Consider the following 19,429-nt stretch of genomic DNA (forward strand, 5'->3'; position numbering starts at 1 on the left):
GTTTAAAAATTGTACTTAACCCCTAAATTGTAGCGGGCGTAGAATTGATCATATTGAATAGTAGTGTAGGCAGCGCTCTCTTGATGCGGGTATTTTGCTATACCAGTATAGTTATATGTATTATTTTGCTTGAGAACCAGTTGATAAGGCGTATTAAGTAGGTTATTGGCCTTGGCATAAATAATAAAATGATGCCCAATCTTCTTTTGAGCCGAAAGATCAAGATAGGTCGATGGGCGTTCCCAGGTATCCAAATTATAATAGGCAGATACTGCTTGTATTCGCTCGCCGATATAAGACAATGTTAATTGAGCATCCAAACCAAGTTTCTGATCCTTATACAATAAGGATGCATTAGCGATGTTTTCGGCCTGGCCTTGCAGCGGCCTGGTTTGGGCAACCTGGGTTGCAACGTCGTTAAGATAGGTATTCTTTAAAGTAGTTATTTTCGATTTGGTGTAGGTATAATTGATCGATCCACCAATGTTACCAAAGAATTTTTTGGCTTCCAATTCAGCGCCATAATTATGGGCATTGCCAAAATTCTCAGGAATATATTGTAATTTTGAGAGGTCGAGAACTGTTTCAATTGGGTTAATAAGGTTTTTGTAAAATCCACCGAGCATGAATTCGTCAAATACGCCGGGAAAAAACTCATATCTTAAATCGTAATTATCAATTACTGTATGCTGCAAATAAGGGTTTCCCACATGTGTGTAAGTTTCGTCATATGTATCATCGTTGCCGGGAACAAGATCGAAGGCGGCTGGGCGAAGAATAGATTTATAATAGGATGCTCTCAAGTCTTGATCCTGATTGTCTGTAAGCAAATACTTCAGATTAACGCTTGGTAAATAATCGGTATAAGTGTTGGTTGAAGTTTTACCCGGAAATATTGCTGGAAGCTGGGATATATAATATTGATAAGTATGCTCGGCCCGTATGCCGATTATTGCATTCAAATGCTCGCTGATATCATATTTTACCATGGCATACCCGCCCTGCACATTTTCGGTAAAAGTATAGACTCTGCCGTCTGTAGCTGATGAGCCTTTTGCATTTACTGTATCAGCCCCGGTAAACAAAAATTTTGCAGCTGGGATAGAAGTGTAGGTTTCAGGCACGCCATCTACGATGGCATTAGGCAAACTGTATTTATTCGCAAAATTGTCCCGGGTTTTGTGTCTGAACATCCCACCTGCCGAAAATGTAGCCTTGCGTCCAAATAGCTTTACTTTGTAGTGCAGGTTTAAATAGCCTGATATATCTTTGTCTGTATTGTGCAACCACTCTCTTGATTCATTCTGAACCAGTGTGGGGCCGTTGGTTATTCCTTGTGCCACTGAAACATTGGGCTCATTCGGATTACCGGTAGCCTGACTGGTTGTTGATGTGGGGCTGGTGCCGTATTGCGTATCGAACTCGGCATCATCAGGCAGTTTGTGTGTGGCTTTTGAATCTGCAACAGTCCAGTCGATGGAGAAGGGTTCAAATATAGTGTGTTTGCCGCTTAGTGCTATATTATAAATATTTTGCAAATCGCTACGTGTCTCTGTTAAATTATCAACGGAAAATGTACCACGATAGCCCTGATAAGTATATCCTCCATAAGTATCCTCCTGAGTCTGGCGTACCCTGTATTGGTTTAACTGCAGATAAGTAGCGAATAAATTAATCGTATTATTGGAATCGAATTTATAATCGACAGATGCAATAGTACCCAAACGCTGTAGCTGTGATGAATACTGGCGATTATAAGCACTTTCAAAAGCGAGTTCCTCCAATTGTGGAGAAGTATTAACAGGCGCAGCTACCGTATTGGTTTGCTTTGCAACAAAGCTATTATCGCCCTGGTATAAATTCTGGTAACTTCCTGAGAAAAGCACTCCCAGCTTATTATTCAGGTAGCGATTACCAATAGTTAAGCTTGCATTTAAATTTGGTGCAGGGTTTGCTGTTTTAGTAATAAGGTTTTGATATGGAAAATCGTTTGGTGTAGCAATACCGCCAGGGTTTATTTCGCCCGGCGATTTGCTGTTAACCGAACTATGGTCAAAACTTGCAAAAGGCCTGTCAAAAAATATCTGGCTATAGCCTGTACCTACCTCACCATCGATCTTTAATTTATCCGGAGCGGTTTTCATCACCAGGTTTACCACACCACCTGATGCATCTCCCTCCATATCAGGCGTAAGAGTTTTATAAACCTCTAACCTGTCTACTAATCCGGCAGGAAAGATATCCAAGGGCACGTACCTGTTTTTATTATCCGGACTTGGGATTTTAATTCCGTTTATAAGCGTAGTATTGTATTGTTTATCCATACCACGGATGATCACATGCTGAGCATCACCGGTACTGCTTCTGTCAATAGATATACCTGATACCCTGCCAAGTACATTGGATACCAATACATCGGGAGAAATTGCTATTGACTGTGCGGATACTGCATTCATAGTAACATTTGCATTCTTCTCAACATTTCTTGCTGATCTGTCACTTTCCCTGCCTGCATGCTCCATAATAACTACTTCGTTAAGTGATGTTGAGTTATCAACCATCGCTACATTCAAAACAACCGTATTATCTTTTGTTACCTCTACCGTATATTCTTTTGATTCATTATAGCCAACAAATTTTATCTGCAACTTATAAGTGCCGGCAGGCACGTCTTTAAATACATATACACCATCCAGTTTAACTGTAGTGTTTAATTGAGAATCACCATTTGCAATATGAACAGTAGCACCAATAAGTGTTTCTCCATTTTTTGCATCTGTAACATTGCCTTTTATAATGCCTTGTGAAAAAACAGTTGATGCAAGTAACATCAACACAACAGAAAGTAAGTATTTTTTAAGATTTTTAGTAAAACTTGAAACCATATGAACCGGATTTTTTGCAATGCTATTTATAATTCCAGCTCAATTTTTAATTAATTAATTTGATAAGCTTATGATATCAATCGCTTAATAAATGCTTCAGAATCTCTTTAGAATCTCCAAAATCTGTTCAGAATTCGTTTAGATTTAATCGCTAAACGGGTACTTCTCTAATCTCGGCAGTACACTCTGGTATATAGCCAGCCTCACGTGTATAGGTTGGGGGATGTTAAGTAACAATTTAAATCAATATTGATATCTTTCATAACCTGAATTTGCCGACGATCTATATTTCCCAGCCTTATAATGGCGTGCTGCCGCAGCAGATGGAAGGGATTTGTATCTACTAACTACCAAAACCTCTACCTGTATGTCAGCGGGATCAAATCCATTGAAACCAATAATATTCAAGACAAAACTTAGTTTTTACGATAGCACCAATATGGCACAGGCTGTGGCTGTGGTAACCTCGCTTACCAATCGTGCATTTATTGAAATGCCACCCGGAACACCGCCGCCAATTATTATCCGTTTTGAATTAGTATTTGTAGCATAGCCTGCCATCAATCCGAAAAGCAAGAAACTTAAAATGTGGCAGGCATATTGCGCGGTCTGCATAAGTAGACAGGTTGCCAAACTGGTATTATCATTTAAGCGGCATTCTTTGCCTTATATACTTTTACTTTGCCCCTTGCTTTACGGGGTCGTTTAATACTCCCTGGAAGATCAGGTATATTGTCATAGCGCCTGGGTATCAGCAATGAAATATAAAAAGGAATCGACAAAACAGTTTTGATAATCGATTTTGTTATTCGCATGGCGTCACGTAGGTTAGTTTTCACCCATTAGTTTTAAAGTGAAATAAAAGTTTTTATTGGTGCGTTCGATTCTCTTTTGACCAACCTGTTTACCATCTATCGACAATATCATGTTTGCATGTTTGCCTCTTCCCCGTCCATCATATACAGTAAAGCCTTAAACCATATGAACCTGATTTTTGCAATACTATTTATAATTCCAGTCCTATTTTCAATTAATTAATTTGATAATCTTAATATATCAATTTCTTAATAAATACTTCAGAATCTCTTTAGAATCCCCAAAATCTGTTCAGAATTTCTTTAGATTAATCGCTAAACGAGGGACTTCTTTAATCTCGGCGGTATACTCTGGTGTATACATATGGCACAACAGTTATCATTAAGCATAAGATAGCGAGCCAGAGTTACTGGTAAAATCGGATATCTGAAAGCTATAAAGAAATGGTTTCATTCCGTGCGTTTTTATGACCGCCGGTTCATCATACGCGATCATGTGCACAGCAAATTCGGGAAGGCACCGTGCAGTTTAACCCAAAAGCTTTCATATGTGAAGAATTTAGAATCCCCCATCCTGTGGCGGCATCATCGAATAACCTAATTGCCGCAGCACGTCGGCTTCATTATAAAAAGTTCTGCTACGTACAATTTTACCGTTTTCTATCTTGTATATGGCATTTACCCATGCGTTTACAGTACCCCTTCCGCCTTTGTATTTAATGGTGAGGTAAGCCCAGTTGGAAACCCAGTCGCCCTGATCAGCTTGTTCGCCTTCTTTAATGGTTACGGCTATGTTTTGATGACGGGTATATTTAATAGATTCATACAAATTGGCAGCATTATATTTCCAGTTAGCTAGTGCATTTGCCTTGTTGGTAGAATCACCCACAGAGGGGCCATACCCCATATAATTATCTGCAAGAAGAGATTCCATGATTGCCGGATTGTTAGTTTCTACGGCCTCCATATATTTTTTAGCAATGGCCAGGCTTTCACTTTCTTTTTTGCCGGTAGAAGAAGTGCAGGAAATAAGGCCAATACCTATAACGGTTAATAATATCACTCGTTTCATAATTTGATTTAATTTTTTATTGCGGTGTATGTTTGCTTTAAATCATTCTTTAGTTTAAGACAATAGTCTACCAATCTATTTATACTGCTATTTGAGGGTGTATCCTTTTCCTTCCATGCATGCTGAAAAACCCTTTACAAAACTGTCCTTCATTGCCTGTTCTTTAGATGCCGCATCTGCCTGTGCCTGCTGGTTTTGTTGCTTTTGTGCATTTTTCCCCGCCCTTCTACCGGCTACCCCGCCGGCGACAGCACCAATAGCTGCTCCTTTACCCGCATCGCCTGCAATAGCGCCAATGGCAACACCTGCCGCAGCTCCCTTGGCGCCACCTTTAACAGCGCCACCGGTAGGCCCGGTTTCAGCAGGTGCAACCGCAACTTTTGGAAGGTTCAACGGATCAATGCCTGATTGCTCCATTGCCCATTTATAACATTCAAATTCATCTTTTTTTTGTTGTTGTTTGCTTTGTCCTTTGGCCGGGAACACATATAATTTCAAACCACTTGATATCTGGTTATAGGTCATTTTTGAAGTGTCGGGTAATGCCGGTGGCGCCTGGGCAAGAATTGTTTCAGAAAATCCCAGGATCATAGCCAGTAATAAAAACCGGATAATGGCTTTAGAGAAAAAAGTTGTTTCCATTTTTTAGTTTATTTTAAATTATGAAGTATACTTCATTCATTCAACAACTGTGCGTTAGGAATTTCTGCAATAAAAACACGAAACTGTTGAGCATAAGTTCTAATAATCTATCCAATTAACATACAAACCAGAATGCTTTTGTGAGTTCTTAGTTGATATATGATCGTATAGATTATTAGTAATATGATTACGTATAAATCGGCATGTTTATGTATATCAATATTTGCGAAGCTTGATTGATAATAAAATGATGCAATTTATTTCAAATTGTGATGATAGTATTGTTAATCTATTCTCTATGTAGTTCCAATTTAGAATATGCAACGGATCAATCCTGGATTGCGTTCATTTTGGCGGTGGGGTTTTGGATACAGTTACCTGATCATTTCAATTCACGTTAATTGTATCTTTTTTAAGCGTAAAGCGTTGAAGCAAATAAAAAAACTATCGCACAGAGCAGAACCTGCCCAATCTTAAGGCTGGCTTTATTTTGCATGGTTTAATTGGTACTATCTAAGGTAAATAAAAAACATCTTTCAATAGCGTGCTTACAGGCGAACTATCTGCATTGGTTTCCATAATATCATCCATGTACTCCCACCATTCCTGCATAATTAGATTTTGCGGAAGTTTATCAATTTCACTTACCTTATCTGCCTTTAAAACGCCGAACAAAATATTGGTTTCCTCATCCAAAAAAATGGAGTAATCGCTGATCCCAGTTTCTTTAAGCAGGATCACCAGGTGCGGCCATATCTTATCATGGCGCTTTTTGTACTCTTCAGCACAGCCGGGCAGGAGTTTCATTTTAAAGGCGATGCGTTCCATTCCGTTCTATTTAAAATCTTCAATTAATTGCTTTTATCAATGGTTACGTTGTCTTTAGTGGCTCATCCGGTTAACTCCTTAAGCTTTATCATGTTATTTCTTCGCATCATTTATAATTTCAACCTTCCCGTTCTCAACCTTTAGTGGCAGCCATAAATAGTCTGATTTTTCAAGGTCGGTTTTATTCCAATGATCAGCCATAAACAAGTAGGTGTTTTTTTCTTTCAAAGGCAGCACGTAAGTACTTTGCGATTCGAAAGTGGTATTTGCTCGCAGTCCTTTGCAGGGGTTACCATATTCTTTGTATGGCCCTAATACCTTATCAGCAATAGCATAAGTTGCCGCATTGGCCGACCAACCCGTGCAATCAGAAGTGATTAAATAATATTTGCCATTATTTTTAAACAAAGCAGGCGCCTCGCGACGACGGTTAATTAATATGCGGCTATAAGTTTTTGTGGGATGTAGATAATCATCGCTTAACAGACAAACCTGCATCGTATTGTTTTGCTCGGATGAATAGATCAAATAGGCTTTGCCATCATCATCTTTAAACAAGGTCATATCTCTCGACATCTGGCCATTAGGCTTTACACTCTTGATATAATGATAAGGCCCGGCAGGAGTTTTGCTCACCGCTACGCCTGATTGTGAATAAGAATAATCCTTAGCATCAATATGCATCCACATCACAAACTGCTTTGTTTTGGTATTATAAATAACTTTTGGGCGCTCTATAACTTTACCAGTGTCAATATCGCTCTTGGGATCACCTTTTACAGGGGCTAATGCCACGCCTTCATATCTCCAGTTTTTAAGATCTTTTGATGAATAGCAGGATATCCCTCCAGCCGGAACCCGGTAATCTTCCCAGCTTTGATTAGCTACGCGCCAGGTAGTTCCTTTTTTAATCTCGCCAAACAGGTAATAAATACCATCGTGATAAAGCATCCCTGCACCATGGGCATTGATCAGGTTTTTATCAGTATCATATAATTTACCATCAACTGACAGATCAGATGCCTGTGCAAAAGCATCCATTTTTAAAAATATTGTGCAGCTCACAATGAGTGCAATAACTGTGTATTTCAAAGCTTTATTTATTTTATTTTTCTTCCAGTACTATAAAGTTCCATGGCAATAATGTGATGAGTTCGCCTGGTGTTATAATTTTATTTTGCTGATACCGGTCTTATCGGTATAAACTGGTTTTGTTCTTAAAATTGAATTTGCCGGAAACTGATAATTAGTAAATGTTTTCAGTTGGGAAGCTGATGTAATTGCAGCATTTCCGGGACTCTTAAAATCCGGTTTAATATTCAATCCGACTATTTTGCCATCCTTTTGCTCTTTCCCTGTCTTTTCGGCCCAAGTTTTAAGGTCTTTTATATCATCAATTTTAAAACCACTTTCAATACTCCACCAATTGTTGCCCTGATATTTGACATCGCCTATTTTATCTATTCCTTTGATGAGTGAATCCTTGCCTACAAATACATTGTTATAAAAACGTATCCCCTTGCTCTCGCTTTTTTCTGAGAAAGTGATTGCCGCTACTTTTGAGTTATAAATGATATTTCCATACACATCGCAATCATAAAACTGTTTCTCATCATCAGAGCTGTTCCATACATATAAACCGGCTTGTGAGTCAGAAACTGTCCCGTCATTCTCACTAATATTATACCTGAAAATATTATGATGCCATGAACTTGCTCCCCAATACTGGAAAATGCAATATCCCGAGCCCTGGTTTTCATAAGAGACACAATATTGCACAATAGAATTAGTAACACCGCCATCCAGGTCAAAGCCACCGCCGTCTGCACCACCTTTAGAGGTTTTGTTACGATAAGACAGGCAATGCTGAATTACAACATTCTCTGCCTCATAGGCCCATATCCCTACCGGGCCGTTGCCAATACGCGGCATGTCCCAACCATTATTTGTTGCTGTGCAGTGATCTATCAATACATTTTTGCAATTCCCCACTACAATACCGTTACCGCTGTGGTTAGTCAGATTGGTTGGGTCGCCGGGATTATTTTCGGCGCGGCAATCCAGAATCTTTATATCGCTGCTCTCCCGCTTAGGATAAGCGCTCTCTACAGTAATACCTGCCGACCCGTTATCATGCGTGAATACCTTTTTTGCAACAACATTTTTTGAAGAGAAGATACGCAGGCCGGATTTTTGGAAACCCGAAATATTTAGATCATCAACAGAGATTTGTATACAATTATTAATAGCAAGCCCATCTTCCACATTCCCTGTTTTACGACCAGAACCAACAAGTGAAAGATGTTGTATTTTGATATATTGCCCTTTATAAACTTTAACGCCAACGCTATCTTTAGCGTTAATAGTAGCATGTGCACCACCGTAAGAGGTAATTACAACAGGCTTATTTGCCGCTCCGTTAATAGCTTGAGTGAGTAACAGGCTTCCGTTAAAAACTTGTCCCGATCTGAAAAAAATTGTATCACCTGCCACAAGTTGCTGACTGTTTATCTTATTAAGAGTTTTAAAGGGAGATTTCTTAGTGCCCGGATTATTATCGTTACCACTCAAGCTAACATAATATGATCTCGAAGCAGTTAAATGCTGAGCAAAGCTTTGTATACCTGTTAATAAAGCAGTAGCAAAAACAACGCAGCAGCAAATTATATATTTATTAAAATTCATTTATGATTGTTTTTATAGATTCCTGTAAAAGAATGTATGATGACCAAAGTTGATCATCATGCATTCCTATGCAAGTTATTAATATCCCGGATTTTGTTTGAGTGTTGACTTATAATTTTAAGGGTGGTTTATGACCCTGTTTGAGAGCGAAGTAAAAAATTGTTAAATAAAACTAAAAAAAATCAGCTTTATCAGTGTGATAAACACGCTATTAAACTACTCATATAGCCTTTAAATGTGTTTTTGTTTAAAATCGATGTTGTATTTTTTCATGCCACAATACATTACATTTGCCTTGCCTTAACTGCTTAACCAATTACTTATAAATGCAAAAGTATTCTAAACAAACCCGGCTCCTATTGGCAGTTGACTGCATTATTTTTGGATTTGACGGTGAAACACTAAAGATCCTCTTGATAAAAAGAGGCTTTCAGCCAGAAAAAGGGAACTGGAGCTTAATGGGCGGGTTCGTCCAGGCGAATGAAAGTCTGGACCAGGCGTCTAACAGAATATTAAAGCAACTTACTGGTTTAGAAGGGGTTTATCTTGAGCAACTGCACACATTTGGTGACACACAACGCGACCCGATAGAACGGACTGTATCAACTGCTTATTTTGCCTTAATTGATATACACAAGTATGAAACACAGCTAAGTAATGATTACCATGCCGAATGGTTCCCTTTAAAACGTACTCCTAAACTGATATTTGATCAACAGGAAATGGTTGAAACAGCCAAAAGACGAATACGTTATAAAGCGGCTTTGCACCCAATTTTATTTGAACTATTGCCCGGCAGGTTTACGATCCCACAATTACAAATCCTTTATGAGAGCGTTTTTAATACCACAATAGATAAAAGAAACTTCAGTAAAAGAGTTTTAGCTACCGGACTATTAATAAAATTAGCTGAAAAAGATAAGGCCGGATCAAAACGCGGTGCATACTATTACCAACTCAATATGAAGAACTATTATGCTAAATTCCAGGCATTTTTGAACTTTATTCCCAACCCTGACACGCTCTTGCTTTAACTCATTTATTCCTTTATCAAACAACACTAATATTATAAATCCGCAAAAATATTGGCCAGTTGACAACTCAAATGGAGCACCTATTCGCATAAGTTCGATAGGTTATCGTCACTACTTCTTTGGAATTAATTGCACTTAGCATCCTTATATTGAAAAGGATTCAGGATCTCTTCTGAATTAAATAAATCCCTATACGATACCCAGTCAGTTTTGACAACAGAATAACTAATTACAGAGTCGCCAGGAAGTTGTTCGGTATAACATATTTTAAATATAGTTTCATCTTAAAATATGCTACATGTACAAAAATACATCCATGCTTATTGTAGCCTTTCATTAATAGCTTTGACCTGGTCAGTTCCCTACAAAGCTGTGTATTAGTGATAATTAGAATTTGTTTTAAGGTAAAAAACAAAATGCAGACAAAAATGAAAATCAAAATCACCATCCTGAGTCTTGCTGTCGTTGCAACGCTTGGCATTTTCAGCAGTTGTAAGCAACCTGCAACACAAACAAATGAAACGGCGGAAGGGACCAGTCCTACGGATTCACTGGACCGAACGGTGCTTCCCATCCATGAGCCTCCCCGTCAAACTTACAAAGAGCTGGATGCCCGCAATGCCAAAGCACCGGCACGCTGGGAAGTAAAAGCACCTAAAGGCGCACCGAATGTGGTGGTGGTTTTAATTGACGATATGGGCTTTGGCGCTTCCAGTCGTTTTGGAGGGCCAATCAATATGCCGGTACTCGATAAAATTGCAGCGGAAGGTCTCAGTTATACCCGTTTTCACACTACCTCACTCTGCTCGCCAACACGGATGGCACTGCTTACCGGGTATAATCATCATAGCAACAATGCGGGTTCTATCATGGAAACCGCGACTGCTTTTCCGGGTAACAATGGCATAAGACCCCAATCCATTACTCCAATGGCCGAAGTGCTTCGCCAAAATGGCTTCAGCACAGCCGCTTTTGGAAAGTACCATGAAACACCACCGTGGGAAATTTCTGTATCTGGTCCTTTAGATCGTTGGCCCACTCATTCGGGTTTTGATAAATTCTACGGTTTTATTGGTGGCGAAACCAATCAATGGGCACCATTAGTATATGATGGTACTACGCAAGTAGAAGTCCCAAAAGACCCGAACTATCATTTCACTACCGATATGACAAACCAGGCCATCAGTTGGGTACGTTTTCAACATGCACTTACACCTGATAAACCTTTCATGATGTATTTTGCCACAGGTGCCACCCACGCGCCACATCACGCACCTAAAGAATATATAGATAAGTACAAAGGCAAATTTGACCAGGGTTGGGATAAATTGAGGGAAGAAACACTGGAGCGCCAGAAAAAACTTGGCATCGTTCCGCAAAATGCTAAGCTGGCTCCTAAACCCAAGGACATAAAAGACTGGGATAAATTATCACCAGATGAAAAGAAAATGTTTGCCCGCCAGATGGAAGTGTACGCTGGTTTTGGCGAGCATACCGATCATGAGATTGGGCGCCTTTATTCGGCCATTGAGGATTTGGGTGTAATGGATAATACCGTGTTCATTTATATTGTTGGTGACAATGGGGCAAGTGCTGAAGGAACTATGAATGGAGTGTACAATGAAATGACCTATTTCAATGGGGTGCGTGAATCGTTACAGGATATGATGAAGCATTATGACGAATGGGGCGGACCAAACACCTATCCGCATTATGCTGCAGGATGGGCGGTGGCAATGGATGCTCCTTTTTCCTGGACAAAACAGGTTGCTTCTGATTTTGGTGGCACACGCAATGGTATGGTGATTCATTGGCCCAAAGGCATTAAAGCGAAAGGGGAGATTCGTACGCAGTTTACACATGTCATAGATGTGGCTCCAACGGTGTATGAAGCATGTAAAATACCGGCGCCTAAAACGGTGAATGGCATTGAACAGGACCCGGTTGAAGGCACAAGTATGGTGTACAGTTTTAATGATGCTAATGCGAAAGAAAAGCATACCGTTCAATATTTCGAGATGTTTGGCAACAGGGCAATATATAGTGATGGCTGGTATGCCAGAACTATTCACAGGCCGGCATGGCAAAGAATGCCCAGTCAAACCCTGGACAAGGACCCATGGGAATTATATAATTCAAATGATGACTTCAGCCTGTCGACTGATGTTGCAGCTCAAAATCCTGATAAGCTGAAAGAGCTTCAGGCATTGTTTATGACGGAAGCCGAGAAATATCATGTGCTTCCTATTGATGACCGCACGCTGGAAAGAACAGATGCAAAGGCAGTTGGACGGCCTGATGTTATGGGAGCGAGAACATCTGTTACATATGGTGAAGGAATGAAAGGAATGGGCATAGATATTTTTATCAGTACCAGAAATACATCTTACACAATTACCAGTGAGGTGGATGTTGCCACCAATGCTAATGGCGTTATGGTTGCACAGGGAGGAAGGTTTGGCGGTTTTTCATTTTACCTTAAAGCTGGCCGGCCAGTATTTACGTACAATTATCTCGGATTGTCGGCATACAACGTCGTATCTGCCCAAAGTCTCAAACCGGGTAAGCATACCATTGTGTATGATTTTAAATACGATGGCGGCGGTTTAGGAAAAGGCGGAACAGGAACCATTACTATAGATGGCGCTAAAGCAGCTAGCGGACGTGTAGCTATGACACAACCGGGAATATTTTCTGTAGACGACCTTGCTGATGTGGGTACAGATGATGGAACGCCTGTTGCAAATTATGGCGGGCCGGCTCATTTCAGCGGGAAGCTTGATAAGGTAAAAATTGAAACCCATCCGGGAGCTGCTGCTGGCCAGGCTGATAAAAAGAAAGCATCTGATCTGGAAAAAGCGGCAAGATTTGCAGCCAGGGATTGAATGGTTCCGCGATGATAGTATTATTGACCAAAAAAATTAATTCAAAACACCGGGCAGACATTTTAACAAACAGTGGCCACCGCGTTGGTGGTCGCTGTTTTCTCTCCGCAGCTGTGGTTGACAAGACCTGGAAGTCGGGAGGGTCCGGGTAGTAAAGTAAAGAGAATAATACAGTTTGATCGTTATGCAGGCTTCTTTACAATTGCTTTGCTATTCAACTCACCTCCAAAGTAATTCCTTTGGACCGGTCGTTGCTCCATTCGACCAACCTCTCTTTTCGCCCAAGGCGGAGAAAGAGGTTTTTTTGCATTCGAAGGGGGATAATATCCTCCATCAGTTTCATATTTAAAAATGCAACCAGTCATCCGGCAACAAATGGCTGTTAACTTTTACTTCTGTTTAGCTTTGAATTAGTAAAACTATTCATATGGAATTTTTAAACATTACGGGCAGAAGGTGGATTTGTCTCGCTAAGGATGGCAATGTATATAAGAAGGACAATGGAGGCAACTGGAGCCAGTATAATAATGGCGGCTGGGATTCGGCAGATAAAAACAAGGCAACGCAACAGAATTTAAATAATTCTGAAAAAGCCAGAAACACAGGCCAGCAACAAACACAAAAATTTCAAAACTTCCAGTGCTGCGGCGGAGGTAATTTCCAGCGCGGCGGTGGCGGCTTCAGGGGTCGGCATTAATGATACCCGCAATTTATTACGGTACATCAGTGATCACCTTAAAATACTACTTATGTTACACACAAATAATGAAAAGCGATTTTTTAGTGCGGCAATACTATTGTCTTTCCTCACTATTTTTTCTTCCACTGCTTTTGGACAAGTATACACCAATAAAGAAGTTGGTAAAGAAAATGAACTGAAGGACAGTCTCCAAAAAACGGATTATCCTTATATGCTGCCGATCTGGGGAAAAAAAGTGGCTAAGAAAGGTTATAATTTACCTTATTCAGCAGGCGTGAGCGTAAATTACCTTTGGCAAAAATCAGACCTGGTTATAGAAAATCTTAGTGTTGGTTTTAATAACGGCACGATGCACAACCTTGATCAAATAATACGTTTTGATAAGGCTACGTCAGAAACGAATTCGATAACTATAAGGCCTGATGTCTGGGTACTACCCTTCTTAAATGTATATGGAATTTTTGCTACTTCAAAACCATCTACGAATGTTGGTTTTGGGATATGGATACCCGATGCCAATAACACTTGGCACGAAATATTCAATTACAACACCACAGCTAATTTCACAGCCCAAACCTTAGGATTTGGATTCACCCCCACGATAGGTGTGGGGGGCGGCTGGGTGGCTCTGGATATGAACTTTAGCTGGTCGGACGTGAGCGCATTAGAAAAACCTGCATTTGTTACTGTGTTTGGCCCCCGCGTAGGTAAAACGTTCAAATTTAAAAAACCTGATCAAAATATTGCGGTTTGGGTTGGCGGGTTCAGGGTAAAACTTGCCAGCGGAACCAAGGGATCGATTGCGTTAAAAGATGTAATACCTGCTGATGGAAGCATGCAGGCAAAAGTTGATGCCGGCCAGCAAAAAGTAACAGACGCACAAACGCAGGTTGATACCTGGTGGAATAGCCTGACGCCTCCACAACAAAACAATCCGGTAAATAAGGCAAAGTATCAAACGGCAAATACTGCTTTAACTAGTGCAGGTAACATCTTAGACGCTGCGGACGGCGCGCTCAGCACTCTTTCCAACTCAACCATCCAATATTCGCTGGACAAAAGGGTGAAGGATCCCTGGAATTTCATCGTAGGCAGTCAGTTTCAGCTAAATAAACACTTTATGGCGAGGGCGGAGTATGGATTTCTGGGAAGCCGTCAGCAGTTTTTAACCGGGCTACAATATCGTTTTGGCCTGTAAATTTATTGGGGAATGAAAAAATATCTGCTTATCCTGTTTATGCTGATTCTTGGTTTTTCTGCAAAGTCACAGGTGCTGATATCTATTTTGTTAGGCGATAAGTTAAATTCGGGGAAGGTGGAGTTCGGGTTGGATGGTGGCCTCAACTGGTCTACCATGCAAGGGTTACCGGGAGCCAATAGTCATACCGGATTTAATTTGGGCTTTTATTTCGACTTCAAATTTAATAACCCTGCATGGATGTTAAATACCGGGGTGATTGTAAAATCCGCCCTGGGAGCCGGTGACCTGCCGGTATATTCTCTTAATAATGCCCTCCTTGATAGTGCATTCAAAGGTGGAAGTGTTACCAGGAAACTCGAGTATTTTAATGTGCCAGTGATGATAAAATATATGTTCAAAAACAACTTTTATGTAAAGGGAGGCACACAATTAGGATTGCGATATAACGCTTTTGATGATTTTACCAACAAGGTAATTGATAAGGATGATCTCAACTATAAATTGAAGATCAAAGATCAGTTTCGGCCTCTGGATGCAGGCTTAGTGGCAGGTTTAGGTTACCGGCTTATGGGAGGCAACGGAATGAATATCGAGATGAGATATTATTACGGATTGGTGGATGTTGTAACTGCTGAAGCATCACCACCCCAGTATAACAGGTCGCTCTATTTAACAGTGGGTATACCTATTGGCAAATCGAAGAAAAAGGAAACAAATATAAATTAGGAAGCAATAAATGAAACAATTTACCGTCCTGGTCTTTTTTATACTTTTTACATTATTGCGAGGTTACAGTCAACCTGTTGATAGTGTAAAAAAAAGCTTGCCTGTTCCCGAAACAACCGTGATTTCCGTCATGAGCGAGCTGGAAAAACAGAATAGCCAAACCAATCAAATTTTTCCGAAGCTGGAAAGTGAGACCGAGCTTAAAACTCTCCGTCTAAAACTCGAAACTATTACCGCCTCCCTCTATGATCTGCAGCAGGATTTTAACAATTATCAGGACCGGGTAAATTATCGCAAAATAAAATCCAATTATATATTTCTTAATCAGGTAAATGCAGAACTAAACAGGCTACGAAATAGAATTAGCGAGGAAGTGACTTATAATGTGAAAGTAGATAGTATGACTTCTGCATTTTCCAACTCCCGAACCCATTACAAAAGCTTCGATATGATAAAACATCCCGAACTGAGAAAAGAATACGAGCTGGTGATTAATAAGTGGAACAAGATCGATAGCATCAATAAAAGAAATTCAGTTTTACTGGAGAATTTACAAGGAGAGTTCACCAATGATAATGTTATTGTTTCAGACAGGCGTAGAGAAGCATGGAGCAAAATGGAAGAGCTTAATGAAAATTTATGGAACAAGGATGAGCCCGGGCTTTTTAATGCCCGCAGCGCTAACTATCCCCGTTCCTTCATTGTGGCGATCAAAGAAACATTATCAAGGAGTGATCTGCTTTTTAAGTATTATATAAGTAATCAGGCTGGTTTTATAGTTGTTATAATAATAGCTTGTTTATTGATCGCCTTTTGGATAAACTATTTTATAAAAAAGCAAGCTGTTGATGTTGATGATCTGAAAGGATATTTGCATCGGCAGCCATTTTTAAGCAGCCTGCTTATTTCCGTTTCATTTATACCGTTTATTTTAAAAAGCCCTCCGTTGATATTTTTAGATTTGGTATGGGCTTTAGTTGGAATCATTATTACGTTACTAATTATTTCTAATAACGATATCCCCGGCAAGTTAAAGTCATTGTGGCTGGTTTCTTCAGTGGTGTTTTTTTTAATAGGGGCAACAGATGTGCTTATTTATTCCTCTTTAGCAGAAAGATGGATTACCATGGTAATTAATATGCTATGTGTATTTATTGGCTTCTACGCCTACCAGCTTATTAAAACCTACTCATTTCATAATGGATACACGACAAAAATACTTTTGGCATTATTTGTAATATTTGGTACCAGCTCTCTGGTCTATAATTTATTAGGTTACTCCAGCCTTTCTAAAGTACTTACTATGACGGGGTCTTACCTCATTTTTGCAGCTATTGCTTTAATATTGTTTACCCAGATACTTGCAGACCTGATAAAAATGCTGTTTAAAGTTATTCACACTCAGGCATCTACCTCCTTTAATACTGAAATTGATTCTTTGTTAAGAGAATTTACAATTCTTTTAAATATGTTTTCATTTATTGTATGGGTAAGTATTGTGCTCGACAATCTGAATATTTTAGATGGATTAACTGCCAGTCTTTCTTTATTTCTGAATAATCCGATCAAGGTGGGCAAGGCTGCTTTCACGCCCTGGAGTATAGTTATCTTTTTTATCATTATTTGGGTATCGACTCTAATCAGCAGGATAGCATCAGTTTTGACCGAGTATGGCTATAATATAAACAGAGAAGCGTTTAGCAGTCTTAAAAACTCTAAGCTATTATTAAAAATAGGTATCGTCAGTTTCGGCTTAATACTCGGATTTGCAGCATCAGGTATACCGATAGATAAATTGGCAATCATCATAAGCGCTTTAAGTGTGGGCATTGGATTTGGACTTCAAAGCCTTATAAATAATCTCGTGTCGGGCATTATTATCTCCATAGAAAGACCAGTGCGTATTGGTGACTCGATAGAAGTAATGGGGTTTTCTGGTATTATAAGGGATATTGGCATACGATCAAGCAGAATACACACAAGCAACGGACCGGATATAATTATTCCAAATGGCGAAATATTATCTCATGCCTTAATTAAATGGACGGTAAACAACGGGCAACGTATTATGGATATCAGTTTGATGATCAAATATAAAGCCGATCTGAATGCCGTATACGAGTTGATCAAAGATGTTTTTAAAAATAGCGCCGGTGTATTAAAGCACCCCGAGCCTATTATTAATATCGTAAGCATTCAGGCGGCCGGAATAAGTATTAAGTGCTACTTCTGGTGCGGAGAATCCAGAAATTGGGAAAATACAAAGACTAAGGTTTTAACAGATTTGTATTATGCTTTTAAAAAAGAAGGTATTGATTTGGAATCAACTAACGAGCAGAAATAATTAAATTCTATCTCCGAAGAATCAGTATACTAAAAGGTTTTCTTGTGGATATCGTTTACTATCCTGGAACTAATCATACTAAACATTTTTATACTGAAAAGGGTTCTGGATTTAAGCAAATAACTATAAATGAAAGAGCGCCTGATTGCAATTAAAAGGTTTCTCTTATGTTTAAATAGATGCCCGAAAACCCGTAGCTTCTCCCATAATCAGCAGTAATGTTAGTGCGGTCAACTTTATTCATTTTAATGCGAAGCCCGAAGCCGTATCCCGGTGCAACTGTATTAAAAAGAGGTTGATTAGAATATGGCAACGGATTGCTGGCCGTTGTAAAGTTCACAAAAGTTACACCTCCGAATAAACCGTTCTTGCTGAGCTGAAAACGGAACTCCGATTCACCATAAATCATATCGTTACCCCTAAACCTGCCTTGTATATATCCTCTTCCCGATCGGTTATAAGTATCCCAGGTAATTGACGGCAAATCCAAATAAGGAAGACGCCCCGATGTGACACTTGCACCCCAAAGCCAAAATGCTATTAAATTGGCCGGTTTTGCTTTATTTACGCCGATGTATGTCCGGTATTCATAATAAACAACTGTGCTGTTTTGTGAACTTCCTAAAGCTTTCGGGTTGACACGAAAAGCTACATTAAAATAAGATCCTTTGTAAGGATTCACCGGATTGTCCCGACTGTCGTGCATAACCTGCAGTGATAATCCATTTGCGGAATAATGTGTTTGGTTAAAATTATATTCAGTTGAATAAATATAATGTGAGGTGAGATGGACAGGTGAGTCCAGTCGCAACGATTCATCCTCAATTTTTGTATCAATGTCTACCATCACGCCAACTCCTGCGTACCAATCGTTAGCTACCTTTCTCAGGAAGGTTTCATAAAACCGTAAATAGTTATAGTTCAGCGGTTGTTCCAAGCTGTCATGAGTTGTTGTGCTTATACCATTCCAGCTAAAAGTATAATGTTGATTATGAAGGCCATATATGCCTAACCCATAAGTAGGCTGTGTAAAAAACAGCAAACGATTATCTCCGGATATATACCATTTATTATCTGTCGTATAAATATCAAATCTCAGATTTATAATTATCTGTTCTTTTGATGTTAATGACGTATTTGTCATTGCGGTAGAAAGTTTGGTTATTTTGGGGTCTCCCAAAAATTCGGTGGCACTTATAGCTGCTCCTATCAAGAAACCATTTTCGGGGCTATAGCCAAGGATCGGTATCAGAGAAAGATTTTTTACACCTTGCCGGGGCGTATCTATTACAGTTTTCTTTGGTTTTTTTCCCCACTTTCTAAATATGTCAGAAATATCAACCTCATTAGCTAAACGTATAGAATCCTGGGTCTTGGTATCTTCCTGCGCATAACATGAACCATGGGTCATCATTAAAATGAATGCACAAGTTATAACACACCCCAGAGCATACAGAAATTTCCGGGTTGGGATTTCAAACTTCGATGTTTCAAGAAGGTTCACATTTTTGATCTATGATGTTATAGTTAAAAATTAATCCTATCCGGATTTGAGGACCGTATTCGTTCATGCGTATAAAAACCTATCACTTCCTGATTTATTATCATTATA

At 39.5% G+C, this 19,429-nt stretch carries 14 protein-coding genes; 7 read left to right on the top strand and 7 right to left on the bottom strand.

Annotation, left to right across the window (positions count from 1 at the left end; translation table 11 throughout):
• Positions 1–2: 2 nt before the first annotated feature.
• On the bottom strand, positions 3–2,885 hold the full coding sequence (locus ACPPVU_RS20980) for a TonB-dependent receptor domain-containing protein (RefSeq protein WP_426668694.1): 2,883 nt from the start codon (positions 2,883–2,885) through the stop codon (positions 3–5).
• A 367-nt stretch (positions 2,886–3,252) separates the two neighbouring features.
• Here ACPPVU_RS20980 and ACPPVU_RS20985 point away from each other — a divergent pair, with 367 nt between their 5' ends.
• Positions 3,253–3,438 carry a hypothetical protein gene (locus ACPPVU_RS20985; RefSeq protein WP_426668695.1) on the top strand — a complete coding sequence of 62 codons (186 nt, stop codon included), beginning with the start codon at positions 3,253–3,255 and terminating at the stop codon, positions 3,436–3,438.
• Positions 3,439–4,259: 821 nt separating this feature from the next.
• Here the strand turns inward: ACPPVU_RS20985 and ACPPVU_RS20990 are convergent.
• The 5 genes from ACPPVU_RS20990 to ACPPVU_RS21010 all read right to left on the bottom strand — a co-directional run bounded on the left by ACPPVU_RS20990 (position 4,260) and on the right by ACPPVU_RS21010 (position 8,927).
• Entirely contained in the window at positions 4,260–4,772 is a 513-nt protein-coding gene (locus ACPPVU_RS20990) for a nuclear transport factor 2 family protein (protein WP_426668696.1), read from the bottom strand.
• Between the two features lie 87 nt (positions 4,773–4,859).
• The gene (locus ACPPVU_RS20995) at positions 4,860–5,414 is read right to left on the bottom strand and encodes a glycine zipper domain-containing protein (RefSeq protein WP_426668697.1); all 555 of its coding nucleotides are present in this window, start codon (positions 5,412–5,414) and stop codon (positions 4,860–4,862) included.
• Between the two features lie 513 nt (positions 5,415–5,927).
• Positions 5,928–6,242, bottom strand: a complete 315-nt coding sequence (gene rhaM, locus ACPPVU_RS21000) for an L-rhamnose mutarotase (protein WP_426668698.1) — start codon at positions 6,240–6,242, stop codon at positions 5,928–5,930.
• Positions 6,243–6,335: 93 nt separating this feature from the next.
• Complete coding sequence (locus ACPPVU_RS21005; RefSeq protein ID WP_426668699.1) at positions 6,336–7,283, bottom strand: glycoside hydrolase family 43 protein; 948 nt, start codon at positions 7,281–7,283, stop codon at positions 6,336–6,338.
• A 123-nt stretch (positions 7,284–7,406) separates the two neighbouring features.
• On the bottom strand, positions 7,407–8,927 hold the full coding sequence (locus tag ACPPVU_RS21010; RefSeq protein WP_426668700.1) for a right-handed parallel beta-helix repeat-containing protein: 1,521 nt from the start codon (positions 8,925–8,927) through the stop codon (positions 7,407–7,409).
• A 326-nt stretch (positions 8,928–9,253) separates the two neighbouring features.
• Here ACPPVU_RS21010 and ACPPVU_RS21015 point away from each other — a divergent pair, with 326 nt between their 5' ends.
• The 6 genes from ACPPVU_RS21015 (at position 9,254) to ACPPVU_RS21040 (ending at position 17,817) form a co-directional block, all read left to right on the top strand.
• Positions 9,254–9,961, top strand: coding sequence for an NUDIX hydrolase (locus tag ACPPVU_RS21015; protein ID WP_426668701.1), 708 nt, complete (start codon positions 9,254–9,256; stop codon positions 9,959–9,961).
• A gap of 428 nt (positions 9,962–10,389) precedes the next feature.
• A complete protein-coding gene (locus ACPPVU_RS21020; protein ID WP_426668702.1) occupies positions 10,390–12,846 on the top strand; it encodes an arylsulfatase in 2,457 nt (818 codons plus the stop codon).
• Positions 12,847–13,273: 427 nt separating this feature from the next.
• The gene (locus ACPPVU_RS21025) at positions 13,274–13,543 is read left to right on the top strand and encodes a hypothetical protein (RefSeq protein ID WP_426668703.1); all 270 of its coding nucleotides are present in this window, start codon (positions 13,274–13,276) and stop codon (positions 13,541–13,543) included.
• Positions 13,544–13,595: 52 nt separating this feature from the next.
• On the top strand, positions 13,596–14,744 hold the full coding sequence (locus ACPPVU_RS21030) for a hypothetical protein (protein ID WP_426668704.1): 1,149 nt from the start codon (positions 13,596–13,598) through the stop codon (positions 14,742–14,744).
• 12 nt (positions 14,745–14,756) lie between these two features.
• Positions 14,757–15,473, top strand: coding sequence for a porin family protein (locus ACPPVU_RS21035; protein ID WP_426668705.1), 717 nt, complete (start codon positions 14,757–14,759; stop codon positions 15,471–15,473).
• Positions 15,474–15,483: 10 nt separating this feature from the next.
• Positions 15,484–17,817 (top strand): mechanosensitive ion channel family protein, encoded by a 2,334-nt coding sequence (locus ACPPVU_RS21040; RefSeq protein WP_426668706.1) that lies wholly within the window; start codon positions 15,484–15,486, stop codon positions 17,815–17,817.
• A gap of 151 nt (positions 17,818–17,968) precedes the next feature.
• On the opposite strand, the gene ACPPVU_RS21045 is transcribed toward ACPPVU_RS21040, so the two are convergent.
• Positions 17,969–19,321: a BamA/TamA family outer membrane protein gene (locus tag ACPPVU_RS21045; RefSeq protein WP_426668707.1), complete on the bottom strand. Its 1,353-nt coding sequence runs from the start codon at positions 19,319–19,321 to the stop codon at positions 17,969–17,971.
• Positions 19,322–19,429 lie beyond the last annotated feature (108 nt).

It is taken from the genome of Mucilaginibacter sp. McL0603 (assembly GCF_049992945.1).
Lineage (GTDB): Bacteria > Bacteroidota > Bacteroidia > Sphingobacteriales > Sphingobacteriaceae > Mucilaginibacter.

Coding starts and splice junctions, on each gene's coding strand:
- ACPPVU_RS20980 (WP_426668694.1), bottom strand. CDS start 2,885: ATGGTTTCAAGTTTTACTAAAAATCTTAAAAAATACTTACTTTCTGTT.
- ACPPVU_RS20985 (WP_426668695.1), top strand. CDS start 3,253: ATGTCAGCGGGATCAAATCCATTGAAACCAATAATATTCAAGACAAAA.
- ACPPVU_RS20990 (WP_426668696.1), bottom strand. CDS start 4,772: ATGAAACGAGTGATATTATTAACCGTTATAGGTATTGGCCTTATTTCC.
- ACPPVU_RS20995 (WP_426668697.1), bottom strand. CDS start 5,414: ATGGAAACAACTTTTTTCTCTAAAGCCATTATCCGGTTTTTATTACTG.
- rhaM (WP_426668698.1), bottom strand. CDS start 6,242: ATGGAACGCATCGCCTTTAAAATGAAACTCCTGCCCGGCTGTGCTGAA.
- ACPPVU_RS21005 (WP_426668699.1), bottom strand. CDS start 7,283: ATGGATGCTTTTGCACAGGCATCTGATCTGTCAGTTGATGGTAAATTA.
- ACPPVU_RS21010 (WP_426668700.1), bottom strand. CDS start 8,927: ATGAATTTTAATAAATATATAATTTGCTGCTGCGTTGTTTTTGCTACT.
- ACPPVU_RS21015 (WP_426668701.1), top strand. CDS start 9,254: ATGCAAAAGTATTCTAAACAAACCCGGCTCCTATTGGCAGTTGACTGC.
- ACPPVU_RS21020 (WP_426668702.1), top strand. CDS start 10,390: ATGAAAATCAAAATCACCATCCTGAGTCTTGCTGTCGTTGCAACGCTT.
- ACPPVU_RS21025 (WP_426668703.1), top strand. CDS start 13,274: ATGGAATTTTTAAACATTACGGGCAGAAGGTGGATTTGTCTCGCTAAG.
- ACPPVU_RS21030 (WP_426668704.1), top strand. CDS start 13,596: ATGTTACACACAAATAATGAAAAGCGATTTTTTAGTGCGGCAATACTA.
- ACPPVU_RS21035 (WP_426668705.1), top strand. CDS start 14,757: ATGAAAAAATATCTGCTTATCCTGTTTATGCTGATTCTTGGTTTTTCT.
- ACPPVU_RS21040 (WP_426668706.1), top strand. CDS start 15,484: ATGAAACAATTTACCGTCCTGGTCTTTTTTATACTTTTTACATTATTG.